Genomic DNA, 14,285 nt, shown 5'->3' with positions numbered 1-14,285 from the left:
TAGCAAACGAAGTAATCGTCATTTGCATAGACGAATCGTGTATTAGCCCTTAGTAGATCAGTTTTGCAGCGACCCCGGTGAGGGTCATGGCGAGCAAGCCGCGCAGGAAACGCTCTGGCACCGCGCGGGCAATCCACGAGCCCAGCGTAATGCCGGGCAGCGAACCGACCAGCAACATGGCCAGCAGCTCCCAGTTGATCGAACCCAGCCACCAGTGGCCGAGGGCGGCAATCGCAGTGAGCGGCACGGCGTAGGCAATGTCGGTGCCGGCGACCTCAGCCGAGCTGAGGCGTGGGTACAGCATCACCAGCAAGGTCGCGCCGATGGCGCCGGCCCCAATCGAGGAAATGGTGACCAGGGTGCCGAGGACGGCACCCGAAACGATCGTGGCAGTCGACAGCGCCCTGCCCTGCAGCTGGCGTTCCGGCTTGGCGTTGATCCACGCCAGCATCTTGCCCTTGAACAGCAGGGCGACGACAGTCAGCAGTACCGAACCGGCGATGGAATAGCGGATCAGCTGGCCGATCTCAGCGTTGAGCGTGCCGAAATGGTTGAGCGCGAGGGTCGCGGCGACTGCCGCGGGCAAGGCGCCGATGCACAGCAGCTTGACGATGTCCCAGTGCACGGTACCGCGCAGGCGATGGGTGAAGGTGCCCGCGCCCTTGGTGATGGACGCGAACGCAAGGTCGGTGCCGACGGCAACAGACGGCGGCACGCCGAACAGCAGTGTCAGAAGCGGGGTCATCAAGGAGCCGCCGCCGACACCGGTCATCCCGACCAGCAGGCCGACCGCAAAACCCGAAACGATGTATGTCAGCAACATGAAAAGCCCCCAAAGTGACTTACAGGGTAAAGGGGCTCAGCTATAAACCAAACAACAGCTTCCTCATTTGCTTATGCGTTTCGGGCCGTTTCGGATTATTTGTTTCGCTATGCCACGTGTGGAGCGCACCTGGCCGCGTCATTCCCGCGCAGGCGGGAACCCATACGAGATAAGCTTGATGATGCAAGCTGCTTCCGCACTGATCGTCAGGACTATGGGTTCCCGCGTTTGCGGGAACGACGCTCATCGCTTATTTGTTTGGCTGTGGCGTGACGCGCAGGTATGGCTTGGCCGCCGTGAAGCCTTTCGGATACTTCTGCTTCAGGACTTCCGGATCCTGTACCGTCAGCGGAATGATCACGTCATCGCCGTCTTTCCAGTTGCCTGGCGTTGCGACGGTGTAGCCATCGGTCAGCTGCAAGGCATCGATGACGCGCAGCACTTCATCGAAGTTGCGGCCGGTGCTCATCGGATAGGTAATGGTCAGGCGAATCTTCTTGTTCGGGTCGATCACGAACAGCGAACGCACCGTGGCGGTGGCCGACAGTTCCGGGTGGATCATGTCGTACAGCGTCGATACCTTGCGGTCGGCGTCGGCGATAATCGGAAAGCCGACGACTGTGTTTTGCGTCTCTTCGATATCCTTGATCCAGCTCTTGTGCTGGTCGGCAGGGTCGACTGACAGGGCAATGGCCTTCACGTTGCGCTTGTCGAACTCTGGCTTCAACTTTGCGGTCAGACCGAGTTCAGTGGTGCAAACCGGCGTAAAGTCGGCCGGGTGCGAAAACAGGACCACCCACGAATCGCCCGCCCACTCATGGAAACGGATCTTGCCGATTGAAGAGTCTTGCTCGAAATCCGGTGCGGTGTCGCCCAAGCGTAATGTCATCGTCATCTCCAGTAGAAAGTTTAAGAAGCCCTTGATCATGGCAAATACTACAGTCTTGCATTGTGCGCCAGATCGAGAATCTTGAACAAACTATCTGGTTATTTAGTAATAACGATTGGACAGAACGACGATCCAGGCAAGCGCGGCGATCATGATCGACAGCGCGACGGCGGCGCTGCCCATGTCCTTTGCGCGCTTGGACAGGGGGTGGCGTTCGAGCGAGATGCGGTCGACCACGGCCTCGATTGCCGAGTTGATGATTTCAACCAGCAGGACCAGCAGCAGCACCGAAATCAGGAACACTTTCTGGAAGGATGAGATGGGCAGGAGAAGCGCAACAACGGTTGCGATCAGCACGACGATCACCTCTTGCCTGAACGCATATTCGCTACGCCATGCGGCCTGGAAGCCGTCGATGGAGTTGACGAAGGCGGCGATGATGCGTCTGAAACCGCCCTTACTTTTGAATTCACTGACAGGTTGTTGGTCCATGGGTTTTCAAATGTGCATGTTAGGTCCCCATTATGCCCCGCGCCGCGAAATAGTACGAGACCTCGGTTCCCACCAAGTGCGATTGCCACTTCTTTTCACATTGTGGTATAAAGTAAGCTACTTATACTGCACCGCACCAACCACATCATGAAAATGGAAACTGTCGAACCCGCAAAGACGTCGATCCAGGTGATCGAACGGATGGTTGCCCTGCTTGATGCGCTGGCCACCTACTCCGATCCGGTCAGCCTGAAGGAATTGTCGAAAGTATCCGGGCTGCACCCGTCCACGGCGCACAGGATTTTGAACGACATGGTGGTGACCCGCTTTGTCGACCGGGTCGAGCCTGGTACCTACCGCCTCGGCATGCGATTGCTAGAACTAGGCAATGTGGTCAAGAGCCGGCTGTCGGTGCGCGAGGCTGCGCTCGAATTCATGCGCGCACTGCACAAGAAGACCCAGCAGACGATTAACCTGTCTGTTCGGCAAGGCGACGAGATTGTCTACATCGACCGCGCCTTCTCGGAACGCTCGGGCATGCAGGTGGTGCGCGCAATTGGCGGGCGCGGGCCACTGCACCTGACCTCGACCGGCAAGCTGTTCCTGTCGGTGGATGAGCCCAAGGCCATCCGCGCCTACGCAACCCGCACTGGCCTGGCTGGACATAACAAGAATTCGATTACCGATTTGTCGAAGCTCGAGCGCGAGCTGAGCCTGGTGCGGGCGCGCGGCTATGCGCGTGATAATGAAGAGCTGGAGCTGGGCGTGCGCTGCATGGCGGCCGGTATCCACGACGACTCGGGCAAGCTGGTTGCGGGGCTGTCGATTTCGGCGCCAGCCGATCGCTTGCAGGAAGAATGGCTGGAAGACCTGGTCACGACCGCGGCGCAAATTTCGGCAACCCTGGGTTATTCGCCCGTCAGGTAATTGATCCTGTTGGGGCAGCCCAGTGCGCGGTAACGGACACCACCCGCGCGTTCAGGTCCTTCCTGCGAAAGCAGGAATCCATACGCCAGATGATCTGAGCTGCTATGGGTCCCTGCTTTCGCAGGGACGACGGAAGCTTGGGGTGAAGTCGGGACTTATGACAAACCAGGCGGCTTGAGCGCCTCAAGCCATCGCCGCATCCGTCCGGCATCCGCAGTCCGCGACTGCTTGCCCTTTGAATCGAGGAACACCATGATCACGGCGCGTCCCTGGATGATCGTCTGCATCACCAGGCAGCGCCCTGCTTCGTTAATGAAGCCGGTTTTTTGCAGCCCGATATCCCAGTCCGGCAAGGACACCAGGTAATTGGTATTGCGGTACTGAACCATCCTGCCACTGGCCGCTACGGCAGAGCCCGGATCAGTGGAAAACTCGCGCAACAGTGGCTGCTGGTGCGCTGCCATGACCAGCTTGGCAAGGTCGCGCGCACTGGCCACGTTGCGGCTCGACAGGCCGCTGGAATCGACATAGCGGGTGTCCGTCATGCCCAGTTCATGCGCTTTCGCGTTCATTGCGGCGACAAATCCCTGGATGCCTCCCGGATAGTTGCGGCCCAGCGCGGCGGCCGCACGGTTCTCCGAGCTCATCAGCGCGATATGCAGCATCTCGCGGCGGGTCAGGCGCGCGCCGACGCGCAGGCGCGAGGTGGTGAACTTTTCACGGTCGACATCATCATCGGTTACCGTCAGCACTTCGTCCATGTCCTGCTGCGCCTCGACAACGATCAGGCCGGTCATCAGCTTGGTGATCGATGCGATCGGCAACGCAACGCCGGCATTCTTTTCAAACAAGACTTCGGAATTCGTCTGGTCCAGCACCAGGGCGACGCTGGACGCCAGGTCGAGCGGATCGCGCGTCAGGTTGAGGCCGGCTTTGTCGCCGGCCGTCATCGAGCGGATCACCGGCGCCGAGGTCAGGCGCTGGTACACCACCTTGCGCTTGCCGCGCACCATGATGACGCGGCGTACCGACTTGTCGCGCGTGGTGACCGTGACCCGTTTAGCGGCGGCCTCGCGGCGCTTGTAGCGCGATTTCTTCGCCGCCGTTTTCTTCTTGACAACTTGCTTCTTGACTGACGCCGAGCTGCTGCGCTGCTCGACCTTGGCCGCCTCTGCAGGGGTCATGGCAAACAGCAAGGAGATAAGAGCACTCAACGCTAACTTGAACATCTGGACATTCCTTTGACGCGTACGGATTTACTTCTCGTTGCAGTGTAGCAAAGCACTCGGCAATCACAAGCAATTTAACATTCGAGGAAACCTTGATGCAACAGCGCAAGCGACGTGCGCAACAAATAATCTCTTCTGTTTCAACACTATACGCGTTTATTCTAAAAACCGAGTGAAGCCTGAGACTGGTTCGCGCTCGGTAATGAGTGAATTTTCAATCTTGCTCCGGTCGGCAAACCCAAGCGCCATCCCGCATACCAGCATCTCGTTGCCTGGTATGCCGAGCTGCTGTTCAATAATGCGATGGAACTGCGTGAATGCCGCCTGCGGACAAGTGTCGAGACCGCGTCCGCGCGCGGCGATCATGATGTTTTCGAGGAACATGCCGTAGTCGAGCCAGGAACCCTGGTCCATCACGCGGTCGATCGTAAAGATAAGACCGACAGGCGCGTCAAAAAATCTGTAGTTGCGTGCGTGTTGGGCGGCCATGCCCGCCTTATTGTCGCGCGTCAAACCGAGTAGCGCGTACAGGTCCCAACCGACCTTGCGGCGCCGGTCGACATAGGGCGAGACCCATTCGCGCGGGTAATACGCGTACTCTTCCGTGTGCTCGCGGGCCTGCACCGGGTCGGCATAGGCGGCGGTGATCGCGTCGGACAGGCGTTCTTTGGCCTGGCCAGTCAGCACGTACACTTTCCATGGCTGGGTGTTGCTCCCCGACGGGGCATGCGCCGCGACGTCGAGAATCCGCTCTATGTCCTCGCGCGGAACCGGTGTTGGCAGGAATGCACGGATTGAACGGCGCGAGATGATGGCGGCGTCGACGATTTCCTGCTGCTGGCTTGCGATCATTACTTCTCCTGTTTTTTAACAACCAATGCAACGCCTGCGACGGCGACCAGCATGCCGGCCACGCCCGCCAGGCTCAACGATTCGCCAAAGACAATCCAGGCCATGACGGCGGTTGTCGGCGGGGTCAGGTACAGCAGGCTGGTGACCGAGGTCGCTTCACTTCGCCTGATCAGCTGAAAGAGGAGGAAAATCGCGCCGATGGACAGCGCCAATCCCGACCACAGCAACGCAACGATAAATTGCGGCGTCCATTTTACTGCGGCAAAGCTGGGGTCGAGGCCTTCAAACACGACTGCCAGCGGCAAAATAACCGCGAGAGCGGCGGCAAACTGGATAGCGGTACCGGTACGAAGGTCAAATTGCGGGCAAAAACGGCGCTGGTACATGGTGCCGACCGTAATCGACGCCAGCGCGAACAAGGTGTAGCCGACGGCCAGCGGCGACAGGCCGGACAGGTTGAATTTGGAATACACCACCAGCGCGACGCCCGAGAGACCAAGCATCAGGCCATACCATTGCCTGCGCCGAACTGTTTCACCGATCAGCGGCGCGGCCGCGGCGGTCAGAATCGGCTGCATGCCGACAATCAGCGCGGAGACGCCGGCAGGCATCCCGATCTTGATGGCACACCAGACGCCGCCGATGTATCCCGCCTGAAGCAACAGGCCAGCGACCGCCAGGTGGACCATGTGTCCCTTGGGCCAGGGCGCCCTGGCAATCATCACCCAAGGCAGCAACACGACGAGTACCACGGCACAACGCAAGGCGATGAAAGTCAGCGCGGGCGAGTACGGCAGCCCGAACTTGGCGACGATAAAGCCGGTGCTCCACAGGAATACAAAAAAGATGGGGATCGGCGAGAGCCAGGACGGAGAGTGACGCGGCGCAACATTTTCAGCAGGACTGTTTGACATATATCAATAAGCGCTCAAGCGCAGCAATGCGTTGCGGTGCGCTCGAATAATATGTCCGCTGCGCAAAAAATTAGTCTAACACGCGGTCGTCAAAGGCGTCCTGCCCCGGGCCTTTCTCTCCAAAAACCACCATAACGCCCACTAAAATGCCGCGAAGAAATGACCTGGGGAAAGTTCTTCGATTTAAATGGTGCGCCGCACAATCATCGCTTGACTTGCGGTTCAATTTCATTAGAATAGGGCTTTGTTGCGCCGCACAACGCGGCCAAGATATCGAGATTCCCTGCTTCACCGGTAGTTGGCAACATTGATCAATAACACGGTTTCAACACATCTGGAGAACATACATGTTTGCATTCCCTGAGCAATTTTCGAACGCCACCAAAGCTAACCTCGATGCACAGTTCGCGATGTTTTCGTCGCTGACTTCGAAAGCATTCGAAGGCATGGAAAAGCTGGTCGAACTGAACATTACCGCCGCTAAAGCCACGCTGGAAGAGTCGTCGCAGACCGCCAAGCAGCTGATGGGCGCCAAGAACCCGCAAGAGTTCTTCACCCTGACCGCAGCCCAGGCCCAGCCGACCGCTGAAAAAGCACTGTCGTACGGCCGCCAGGTTGCCGCGATCGCCACCGGCGCCCAGCAAGAGTTCACCCGCGCTGCTGAAGAGCAGATCGCCGAGAACGGCCGCAAGGTCCTGTCGCTGGTTGATGAAGTAACCCGCAATGCACCAGCCGGCACCGAAAACGCAGTTGCTGCGTTCAAGGCAGGCATCAACAACGCCAGCGCAGGCTACGAGCAGTTCACCAAGACCGCCAAGCAGGCAGCGCAGGTCATCGAGACCAACGTCAATGCAGCGGTGAACCAGTTCTCGCAAGTGGCTGAAAAAGTCACGGCACGCGCGACCGCCAAGGCTTAATACGCCTTAGCTAGCTGGATGCAAAAATGCCTCGCGGTTGCGAGGCATTTTTTTTGCCGGCGTTATTGTTTCCCGCTGGCCTTGTCTTGGGATTTCTTCTCTGAACCGCTGCCTTGTTGGGATTGCTGGTTCCCGCCACCGGCGCTGCCTTTGCTGCCCTGGTTGCCGGACTGCGATGTCGAACCGCCGCCAGTACCCGCATAACCACCGGCCGGCTTGCTATCGCTGTGGTCGTGATTTTTCCCGCTGCTTACTTTCGAACTCATCATCATCTCCCGATCAGATTTGCGAACTTTATCGTAATCATGTGGGCGACAAGCCGAAATAGGACTTTGTCTGGGCGGGCGGTAGGACGATGCCCTGCTGATGACGACTCGGTAGGGCGTATAAGGGCAGAGCCCGCATCCGCCGAACGCTTCAACAAGTTGCACCACAATGCATGCCTTCGGCGGATGCGGGCCTTGCCCTTATCCGCCTACGCTTCAAAAGATCAGCTGGAAGTGTTACTCGCCCAGGTAAGCCGCCTGCACGCGCGGGTCATGCAGCATGTCATCCGCGTTGCCAGTCATGATGACCGAACCCGAATCCATCACATAGCCGCGGTCAGCGGCCTGTAGCGCCAGCTTCGCATTCTGCTCCACCAGCAAGATGGTAATCCCCTGCTTCGACACGTCGCGGATCACTTCGAAAATCTTTTCGACCATGATCGGCGACAGGCCCATCGATGGCTCATCCAGCAGCAGCAAGGTCGGATGGCACATCAGCGCGCGCGCCATCGCCAGCATCTGCTGCTCGCCGCCCGACAGGGTGCCGGCCAACTGCGAGGCACGCTCCTTCAGGCGCGGGAACACGGTGAACCACTTTTCGATATCGGCTTCAATGCCTGCCTTGTCGTTGCGCGTGTACGCGCCCATTTGCAGGTTTTCATAAATCGACATGCGGGTGAACACGCCGCGGCCTTCCGGCACCATCGCCAGCTTCTGTTCGACCAGCTGGAACGAATGCTTGCCCTTGAGCGGCTGGCCCATGTAGCTGATCACGCCTTCCACGCTGCAATCCGGCAGGGTGCCGGTGACCGCCTTCAGGGTCGTGGTTTTGCCCGCGCCGTTGGCGCCGATCAAGGTGACCAGCTCGCCCTTGTTCACTTCGAGGTCGATGCCCTTGACTGCCTTGATGCCGCCGTACGCAACCTTCAGGCCCTGGATCTTGAGAATGTTTTCGCTCATATTAATGGCCCGTTCCGAGGTAGGCTTCAATCACAGCCGGGTTCTTCTGGATGTCGGCTGGTAAGCCTTCGGCGATCGGCTTGCCGTATTCCAGCACCGTGATGCGGTCGCACAGGCCCATCATCAGCTTGACGTCGTGCTCGATCAGCAGCACCGTCTTGCCTTCGTTCTTGATCTTCACCAGCAGTTCGCGCAGCGCCAGCTTCTCGGTCGCGTTCATGCCGGCCGCCGGCTCGTCCAGCGCCAGCAGCTTGGGCTCGGTGGCCAGCGCGCGCGCGATCTCCAGGCGGCGCTGGTCGCCATAGGACAGGAACTTCGAGGTGCGCTTGGCAAAATCGCCGATGCCCACGAAATCGAGCAGCTCTTGCGCGCGGCGGCGGATCGCCGCCTCCTCCTGGCGCGCCGCCTTGTGGCGGAAGATGGCGCCAAACACGCCCTGGTGGGTGCGCACATGGCAGCCGACCATCACGTTTTCGAGCGCGGTCATCTCGCCAAACAGGCGGATGTTCTGGAAGGTGCGCGCGATGCCGGCCTTGGCCACCTCATGTGGCGCGGACGGCGAATACGGCTTGCCGTCCAGTTCGAACGTGCCCGTGTCCGGCTGGTACAGGCCGGTAATCACGTTGAAGAACGTCGTCTTGCCGGCCCCGTTAGGCCCGATCAGGCCGTAGATCTGGCCCTGCTTGATCTGGATGCCGACGTCCGTCAGCGCTTGCAATCCCCCGAAGCGCTTGTTCACGCCGGAGATGTTCAACAGAATCTGTTCGCTCATGTGTCGTCTTCCTAATCAGGCCGGAAACGCGTCTGGCTTGTTGGTCTCGGCGGCTTGCGGCCGGTCTTCGTGCTTCGGCGATGGCCACAGGCCGGCCGGACGCAGCAGCATGATCAGCACCATCGCCAGGCCGTACAGCAACAGGCGCAGCACTTCGGCTTCGATCAGCACTTTTCCGAATACGGCGTTCTGGAATGGCTCGACAGTGTGGCGCAGCACTTCAGGCAAGGCCGCCAGCAAGATGCCGCCGACGATTACGCCCGGAATGTGGCCGATACCGCCCAGCACCACCATCGCCAGCACGGCGATCGATTCCATCAGCGAGAACGATTCCGGCGACACAAAGCCCTGGAACGAGGCGAACATCGCGCCGGCGACGCCGCCGAACGATGCGCCCATCGAAAACGCCAGCAGCTTGACGTTGCGGGTGTTGATGCCCATCGCTTTCGCCGCGATCTCGTCTTCGCGGATCGCCACCCAGGCACGGCCCAGGCGCGAGTGCTGCAGGCGCGCGGTCATGAAGATGGTGGCAATGCACAGGAACAGGAACAGGAAGTAGTAGGCATTCACTGACGGCATCGCATAGTCGCCGATAAACACCGTTGCCTTGGAGCCCGCCTCGCCCGCCAGCGACACGCCAAAGATGCGGATCGGGTCGATCATGTTGATGCCCTGCGGACCGTTGGTGAAGTTGATCGGGTCGTTCAGGTTGTTCATGAAGATACGGATGATCTCGCCGAAGCCCAGGGTGACGATGGCCAGGTAGTCGCCGCGCAGTTTCAGTGTCGGCGCGCCCAGCAGCGCACCCATCAGGCCGGCCATGGCGGCTGCCAGCGGCACGATGAACCAGACCGACAGGTGAATCCCGGTTTCGGTAATTTCCGGCCCCATCACGGCAACCAGCCATTCCCCAAGCACGGGATACTGGTAGACGATCGATTCGAGCAAGGCGGCAAACTGCGGCGACGCCAGCAAGCCGGTCAGGTAGGCGCCCACAGCAAAGAACGCGATGTAGCCGAGGTCCAGCAGGCCGGCAAAGCCGACCACGATGTTCAGGCCCAGCGCCAGCATGATGTACAGCAGCGCGATATCGACAATGCGTACCCAGGAGTTACCGAAATTCTGGGCAACGAACGGGAAGACCAGCATCAGCGCCAGGACGATGGCCATGCTGGTGTACGCCTTGCGCGGGTTGTGTTCGACGTCGAAAGAGAGAAGTTTCATCTTGATTTCCTTATCCGGTTCGATTCAAGCGCGGTCAGCGACGCGTTCACCCATGATTCCGGAAGGCCGGATCGTGAGCACGATAATCAAGACTACAAAGGCGAAAATGTCCTGGTAGTGGCTGCCAAGGAAACCGCCGGTCAGGTCGCCGATGTAGCCGGCGCCCATCGCTTCGATCAGGCCGAGCAACACGCCGCCGATCATCGCGCCGTAGATGTTGCCGATGCCACCCAGCACAGCGGCCGAGAACGCCTTCAGGCCGGGCAGGAAGCCCATCGCAAACTGGATCGACGAGTAGTTGGCGCCCCACATCACGCCGGCGACCGCGGCCAGCGCGGCGCCGATGGCGAAGGTGGCGACGATCACTTTATTCGAATCGACACCCATCAGGCCGGCAACCCGCGGGTTCTCGGCGGTGGCGCGCATGGCGCGGCCCATCTTGGTTTTTTCAACCAGCAGCACCAGCGCGCCCATCGACAGGGCAGCCAGCGCAAGCAGCAATACCTGGGTCTGGGAAATCACCGCGCCACCGATCGCGATCGGTTCGGTCGACAGCAGTTGCGGGAAAGGCAGCGGGTTGCGGCCCCAGATCATCATGGCGAAGGTGGTGAGGAGGGTCGAGACGCCGATGGCGGTAATCAGGGGAGCGAGGCGGGGGGCGTTGCGCAGGCGCCGGTAGGCGACACGTTCAATGATGATATTGACCAGCATGCAGACCGGAATGGCGCCGGCGATGGCAATGGCCAGCTGCACTGCCCCGGGCAGGCCCGGCATGAATACATCAAGGAGTTTCAGGATCGACAGGCCGACCATGGCGCCGATCATCAGGACATCGCCGTGCGCGAAGTTGATCAGGTTCAGAACCCCGTACACCATGGTATAGCCCAGTGCCACGAGGGCGTACATACTGCCGAGCACCAGACCATTGATAATCTGTTGGATAAAGGTATCCATGGTTTTGCTTGCCTCTTTTATTATAGATCTAATAAAAACGGCACCCCGGAGAGAACTCCGCAGTGCCGCTCATGGCCTGACGCGCTTCACAAACGCCGCATCCCGACCGGGATTACACGTGTTTCATGTTTCCGCTGCAACCGCACCCTATCCTATGCGCGAACGACGCCAGCGCACCGGACAGCAAAAATTCCGAGCGCCATCATCATAGCGAGGTTTTGTAAAAACTAACACCGGAAAATCAACAGTCCACAAAATATTCTATTGGCAACTGTTGGCATTCCCAACTAAACGATGTTGACCTTACTGCCGTCGAGGCCTTTTGGCAGCGGGAAGGTGACGTTTTCCTCGACGCCTTCCAGTGCGCGCACGCTGCGCGCGCCCAGTTCCTTGAGGCGGTCGATGACGGCCTGGACCAGCACTTCCGGAGCGGAGGCGCCGGCGGTGACACCGATCCGGATCTTCCCTTCAAGCCATTTCGGATCGATCTGGGCTGCATTGTCGACCATGTACGCCGGCGTACCCATCTTGTCCGCCACTTCGCGCAGGCGGTTCGAGTTCGAGCTGTTCGGGCTGCCGACCACGACAACCACATCCACCTGCGGCGCCATGAACTTCACGGCTTCTTGGCGGTTGGTGGTGGCGTAGCAAATGTCGCCTTTTTTTGGCTCGATAATGTTCGGGAAGCGGCGCTTGAGTGCTTCGATGATGTCGGCAGTATCGTCGACCGACAAGGTGGTCTGCGACACGTAGGCCAGCTGGTCAGGGTTGGCGACCTGGAGCGTTGCGACATCGGCCACCGTCTCCACCAGGTGCATGCCGGCGTCGGTCTGGCCCATCGTGCCTTCCACTTCAGGATGGCCGTCGTGGCCGATCATCACGATCTCGCAGCCCTGCTTGCGCATCTTGGCCACTTCGACGTGCACCTTGGTGACCAGCGGGCAGGTTGCATCGAAGATCTTCAGGCCGCGGCTTTCCGCTTCGGCGCGCACGGCTTTGGAAACGCCATGGGCGGAGAACACCAGGGTATTCCCTGCCGGTACGTCATCGAGGTCTTCGATGAAGATCGCGCCCTTGTTGCGCAGGTCGTCCACCACGTAGGCGTTGTGGACAATTTCGTGGCGCACATAGATCGGCGCGCCAAACTGTTGCAGCGCGCGCTCGACGATTTCGATGGCGCGGTCCACGCCGGCGCAAAAACCGCGCGGCTGGGCCAGGAGAATTTCGTTTTCCATGATGTTCCTGTTACAAGACCGAGATCAGGTTAACTTCGAATTTGAGGGTCTGGCCGGCGAGCGGGTGGTTGAAGTCGAAAATGCAGCTTTCCTCGCCGAGTTCGCGCAACACGCCGGCAAAGCGGCCGCCGCCCGGCGCGGCGAAGTCGACCAGGTCACCGACCTTGTAGTCGGCGTCCGGCGCCGAGTTTTCGTCCAGCGTGGCGCGCGAGACCGCCTGCACCAGGTCCGGGCTGCGCTCGCCGAAACCCTGTTCCGGCGCCAGCTCGAAGGTCTTGTGCGTGCCTTCTGGCAGGCCCAGCAGGCAAGCTTCGAGCGACGGGGCCAGCTGGCCCTGGCCCAGCATCAGGGTCGCCGGGTTCCCGCCGAAAGTAGTAATCAGATCAGTACCGTCCATCGACGCGAGCCGATAATGCAGCGTGAGGTAGGAAGACGCGTTGACAACTGGTGCGGATGGGCTGGACATATTAAGAGCAAAAATAGGGAATCCCATATTGTAAGCCACCGCGCCCGCGGCCGCCTCATCTACCGCCACTTCTGACAGGAACCAGATGGGTATCAAAGACTGGCCCGAGCACCTGCGTCCGCGCGAACGCCTGATCAGGGACGGCGCCCCTGCCCTGTCCGACCAGGAACTGCTGGCGGTGTTCCTGCGCGTTGGCATCAAGGGCAAGAGCGCGGTTGACCTCGGTTGCGACCTGATCGCCCGGTTTGGCTCGCTCGGCGGCATGTTCAACGCCAGCTTGCGCGAGTTCGCGACGGTGCCGGGGCTGGGGGCGGCCAAATACGCGCAACTGCAGGCAGTGCTGGAACTGGCGCAACGGACGATTGCCGAGCAACTACGGGCCGGCGACCTGCTGGGGTCGCCCACGGCGGTGCGCAATTACCTGAGCATGATGATGGGTAGGCAGCATCACGAATCCTTCGTCGTGCTGTTTCTGGACGTGAAAAACCGCCTGATCCAGAAGGAGGAGATGTTCACCGGCACGCTGACGCACACCAGCGTCTATCCGCGCGAGGTCGTCAAGAAGGCGCTGTCGTACAACGCTGCCAGCGTCATGCTGGTTCACAACCATCCTTCCGGCGTGGCGGAGCCAAGCGAGTCCGACCTGATGCTCACGCGCGCGCTGGTGCAGGCGCTGGCCTTGGTCGATGTCCGGGTGCTCGACCACTTTGTTGTGGCCGGACCACAGGTTCATTCCTTCGCAGAACATGGCCAGATGTGACAGCTGGCTGTTGAGAAACCCCAGCAAATCAAGGGCATTGCTTCGATTTTACAATTGTTAAATCCTGACGATAGCGTATGACACCATTGTTTTTCACAAGTCATTGATTCAGTGATGGTTTTCACGCTATACTCTCGTTTTTCCAATTTTGGATATTTTCAAGGAGTGCGCTATGGCACGTGTTTGCCAAGTTACTGGAAAGGGCGTGATGGTTGGTAACAACGTATCGCACGCTAACAACAAGACGAAACGCCGTTTTTTGCCTAACCTGCAAAACCGCCGTATTTTTGTAGAATCGGAAAACCGCTGGGTGTCCCTGCGTTTGTCCAACGCCGGTCTGCGTGTGATCGACAAGCTGGGCATCGACGCCGTCTTGACCGACATGCGCGCTCGTGGCGAAAAAGTCTAAATTAGGGAGCAATCATGGCAAAAACTGGCCGCGACAAAATTAAGCTGGAATCGACTGCAGGCACGGGTCACTTCTACACCACCGACAAGAACAAGCGCACGATGCCTGCAAAAATGGAGATCATGAAGTTCGATCCTAAAGCACGCAAGCACGTGATGTACAAGGAAACCAAGATCAAGTAATACTGATCTGGTAC

18 protein-coding genes are annotated in these 14,285 nt (G+C 59.4%); 5 read left to right on the top strand and 13 right to left on the bottom strand.

The annotated features are described in order from the left end of the window. Positions 1-49 precede the first annotated feature (49 nt). The 3 genes from LMJ30_RS09715 to LMJ30_RS09705 all read right to left on the bottom strand — a co-directional run bounded on the left by LMJ30_RS09715 (position 50) and on the right by LMJ30_RS09705 (position 2,204). Positions 50-823, bottom strand: a complete 774-nt coding sequence (locus tag LMJ30_RS09715; RefSeq protein WP_229432149.1) for a sulfite exporter TauE/SafE family protein — start codon at positions 821-823, stop codon at positions 50-52. A 250-nt stretch (positions 824-1,073) separates the two neighbouring features. Then, entirely contained in the window at positions 1,074-1,712 is a 639-nt protein-coding gene (locus tag LMJ30_RS09710; protein WP_229432148.1) for a peroxiredoxin, read from the bottom strand. A gap of 102 nt (positions 1,713-1,814) precedes the next feature. Continuing rightward, positions 1,815-2,204, bottom strand: coding sequence for a diacylglycerol kinase (locus tag LMJ30_RS09705; protein ID WP_229432147.1), 390 nt, complete (start codon positions 2,202-2,204; stop codon positions 1,815-1,817). A gap of 147 nt (positions 2,205-2,351) precedes the next feature. On the opposite strand from LMJ30_RS09705, the gene LMJ30_RS09700 reads away from it, so the two are divergent. After that, entirely contained in the window at positions 2,352-3,131 is a 780-nt protein-coding gene (locus tag LMJ30_RS09700) for an IclR family transcriptional regulator (RefSeq protein ID WP_229432146.1), read from the top strand. Positions 3,132-3,286: 155 nt separating this feature from the next. Here the strand turns inward: LMJ30_RS09700 and pbpG are convergent, their stop codons facing one another. From pbpG to LMJ30_RS09685, 3 genes are all read right to left on the bottom strand, one after another. After that, entirely contained in the window at positions 3,287-4,360 is a 1,074-nt protein-coding gene (gene pbpG / locus LMJ30_RS09695) for a D-alanyl-D-alanine endopeptidase (RefSeq protein WP_229432145.1), read from the bottom strand. Between the two features lie 156 nt (positions 4,361-4,516). Continuing rightward, entirely contained in the window at positions 4,517-5,212 is a 696-nt protein-coding gene (locus tag LMJ30_RS09690; protein ID WP_229432144.1) for a nitroreductase, read from the bottom strand. Continuing rightward, positions 5,212-6,126, bottom strand: coding sequence for a DMT family transporter (locus tag LMJ30_RS09685; RefSeq protein ID WP_229432143.1), 915 nt, complete (start codon positions 6,124-6,126; stop codon positions 5,212-5,214). The genes LMJ30_RS09690 and LMJ30_RS09685 overlap by 1 nt, the downstream gene beginning before the upstream one ends. A gap of 347 nt (positions 6,127-6,473) precedes the next feature. Here LMJ30_RS09685 and phaP point away from each other — a divergent pair, with 347 nt between their 5' ends. Beyond that, positions 6,474-7,043, top strand: coding sequence for a TIGR01841 family phasin (gene phaP, locus LMJ30_RS09680; RefSeq protein WP_229432142.1), 570 nt, complete (start codon positions 6,474-6,476; stop codon positions 7,041-7,043). A gap of 62 nt (positions 7,044-7,105) precedes the next feature. Here the strand turns inward: phaP and LMJ30_RS09675 are convergent, their stop codons facing one another. From LMJ30_RS09675 to LMJ30_RS09645, 7 genes are all read right to left on the bottom strand, one after another. After that, on the bottom strand, positions 7,106-7,315 hold the full coding sequence (locus tag LMJ30_RS09675) for a hypothetical protein (RefSeq protein WP_229432141.1): 210 nt from the start codon (positions 7,313-7,315) through the stop codon (positions 7,106-7,108). 231 nt (positions 7,316-7,546) lie between these two features. Further along, complete coding sequence (locus tag LMJ30_RS09670) at positions 7,547-8,269, bottom strand: ABC transporter ATP-binding protein (protein ID WP_229432140.1); 723 nt, start codon at positions 8,267-8,269, stop codon at positions 7,547-7,549. 1 nt (position 8,270) lies between these two features. Then, the gene (locus LMJ30_RS09665) at positions 8,271-9,041 is read right to left on the bottom strand and encodes an ABC transporter ATP-binding protein (protein ID WP_229432139.1); all 771 of its coding nucleotides are present in this window, start codon (positions 9,039-9,041) and stop codon (positions 8,271-8,273) included. A gap of 15 nt (positions 9,042-9,056) precedes the next feature. Further along, the gene (locus LMJ30_RS09660) at positions 9,057-10,265 is read right to left on the bottom strand and encodes an ABC transporter permease subunit (RefSeq protein WP_229432138.1); all 1,209 of its coding nucleotides are present in this window, start codon (positions 10,263-10,265) and stop codon (positions 9,057-9,059) included. Between the two features lie 24 nt (positions 10,266-10,289). Then, complete coding sequence (locus LMJ30_RS09655; protein ID WP_229432137.1) at positions 10,290-11,219, bottom strand: branched-chain amino acid ABC transporter permease; 930 nt, start codon at positions 11,217-11,219, stop codon at positions 10,290-10,292. 287 nt (positions 11,220-11,506) lie between these two features. Next, positions 11,507-12,454, bottom strand: a complete 948-nt coding sequence (gene ispH, locus LMJ30_RS09650; protein ID WP_229432136.1) for a 4-hydroxy-3-methylbut-2-enyl diphosphate reductase — start codon at positions 12,452-12,454, stop codon at positions 11,507-11,509. Positions 12,455-12,464: 10 nt separating this feature from the next. Continuing rightward, positions 12,465-12,920 carry an FKBP-type peptidyl-prolyl cis-trans isomerase gene (locus LMJ30_RS09645; protein ID WP_229432135.1) on the bottom strand — a complete coding sequence of 152 codons (456 nt, stop codon included), beginning with the start codon at positions 12,918-12,920 and terminating at the stop codon, positions 12,465-12,467. 85 nt (positions 12,921-13,005) lie between these two features. Here LMJ30_RS09645 and radC point away from each other — a divergent pair, with 85 nt between their 5' ends. The 3 genes from radC (at position 13,006) to rpmG (ending at position 14,271) form a co-directional block, all read left to right on the top strand. After that, a complete protein-coding gene (gene radC / locus LMJ30_RS09640; RefSeq protein WP_229432134.1) occupies positions 13,006-13,680 on the top strand; it encodes a RadC family protein in 675 nt (224 codons plus the stop codon). 172 nt (positions 13,681-13,852) lie between these two features. Beyond that, positions 13,853-14,089, top strand: coding sequence for a 50S ribosomal protein L28 (gene rpmB, locus LMJ30_RS09635; protein ID WP_131429746.1), 237 nt, complete (start codon positions 13,853-13,855; stop codon positions 14,087-14,089). Between the two features lie 11 nt (positions 14,090-14,100). Beyond that, complete coding sequence (gene rpmG / locus LMJ30_RS09630) at positions 14,101-14,271, top strand: 50S ribosomal protein L33 (protein WP_197422130.1); 171 nt, start codon at positions 14,101-14,103, stop codon at positions 14,269-14,271. Positions 14,272-14,285 lie beyond the last annotated feature (14 nt).

It is taken from the genome of Massilia agrisoli (assembly GCF_020831365.1).
Lineage (GTDB): Bacteria > Pseudomonadota > Gammaproteobacteria > Burkholderiales > Burkholderiaceae_D > Telluria_A > Telluria_A agrisoli.
Note: the sequence above shows the minus strand (reverse complement) of the source record. Positions and strands in the feature narration are given on the sequence as shown.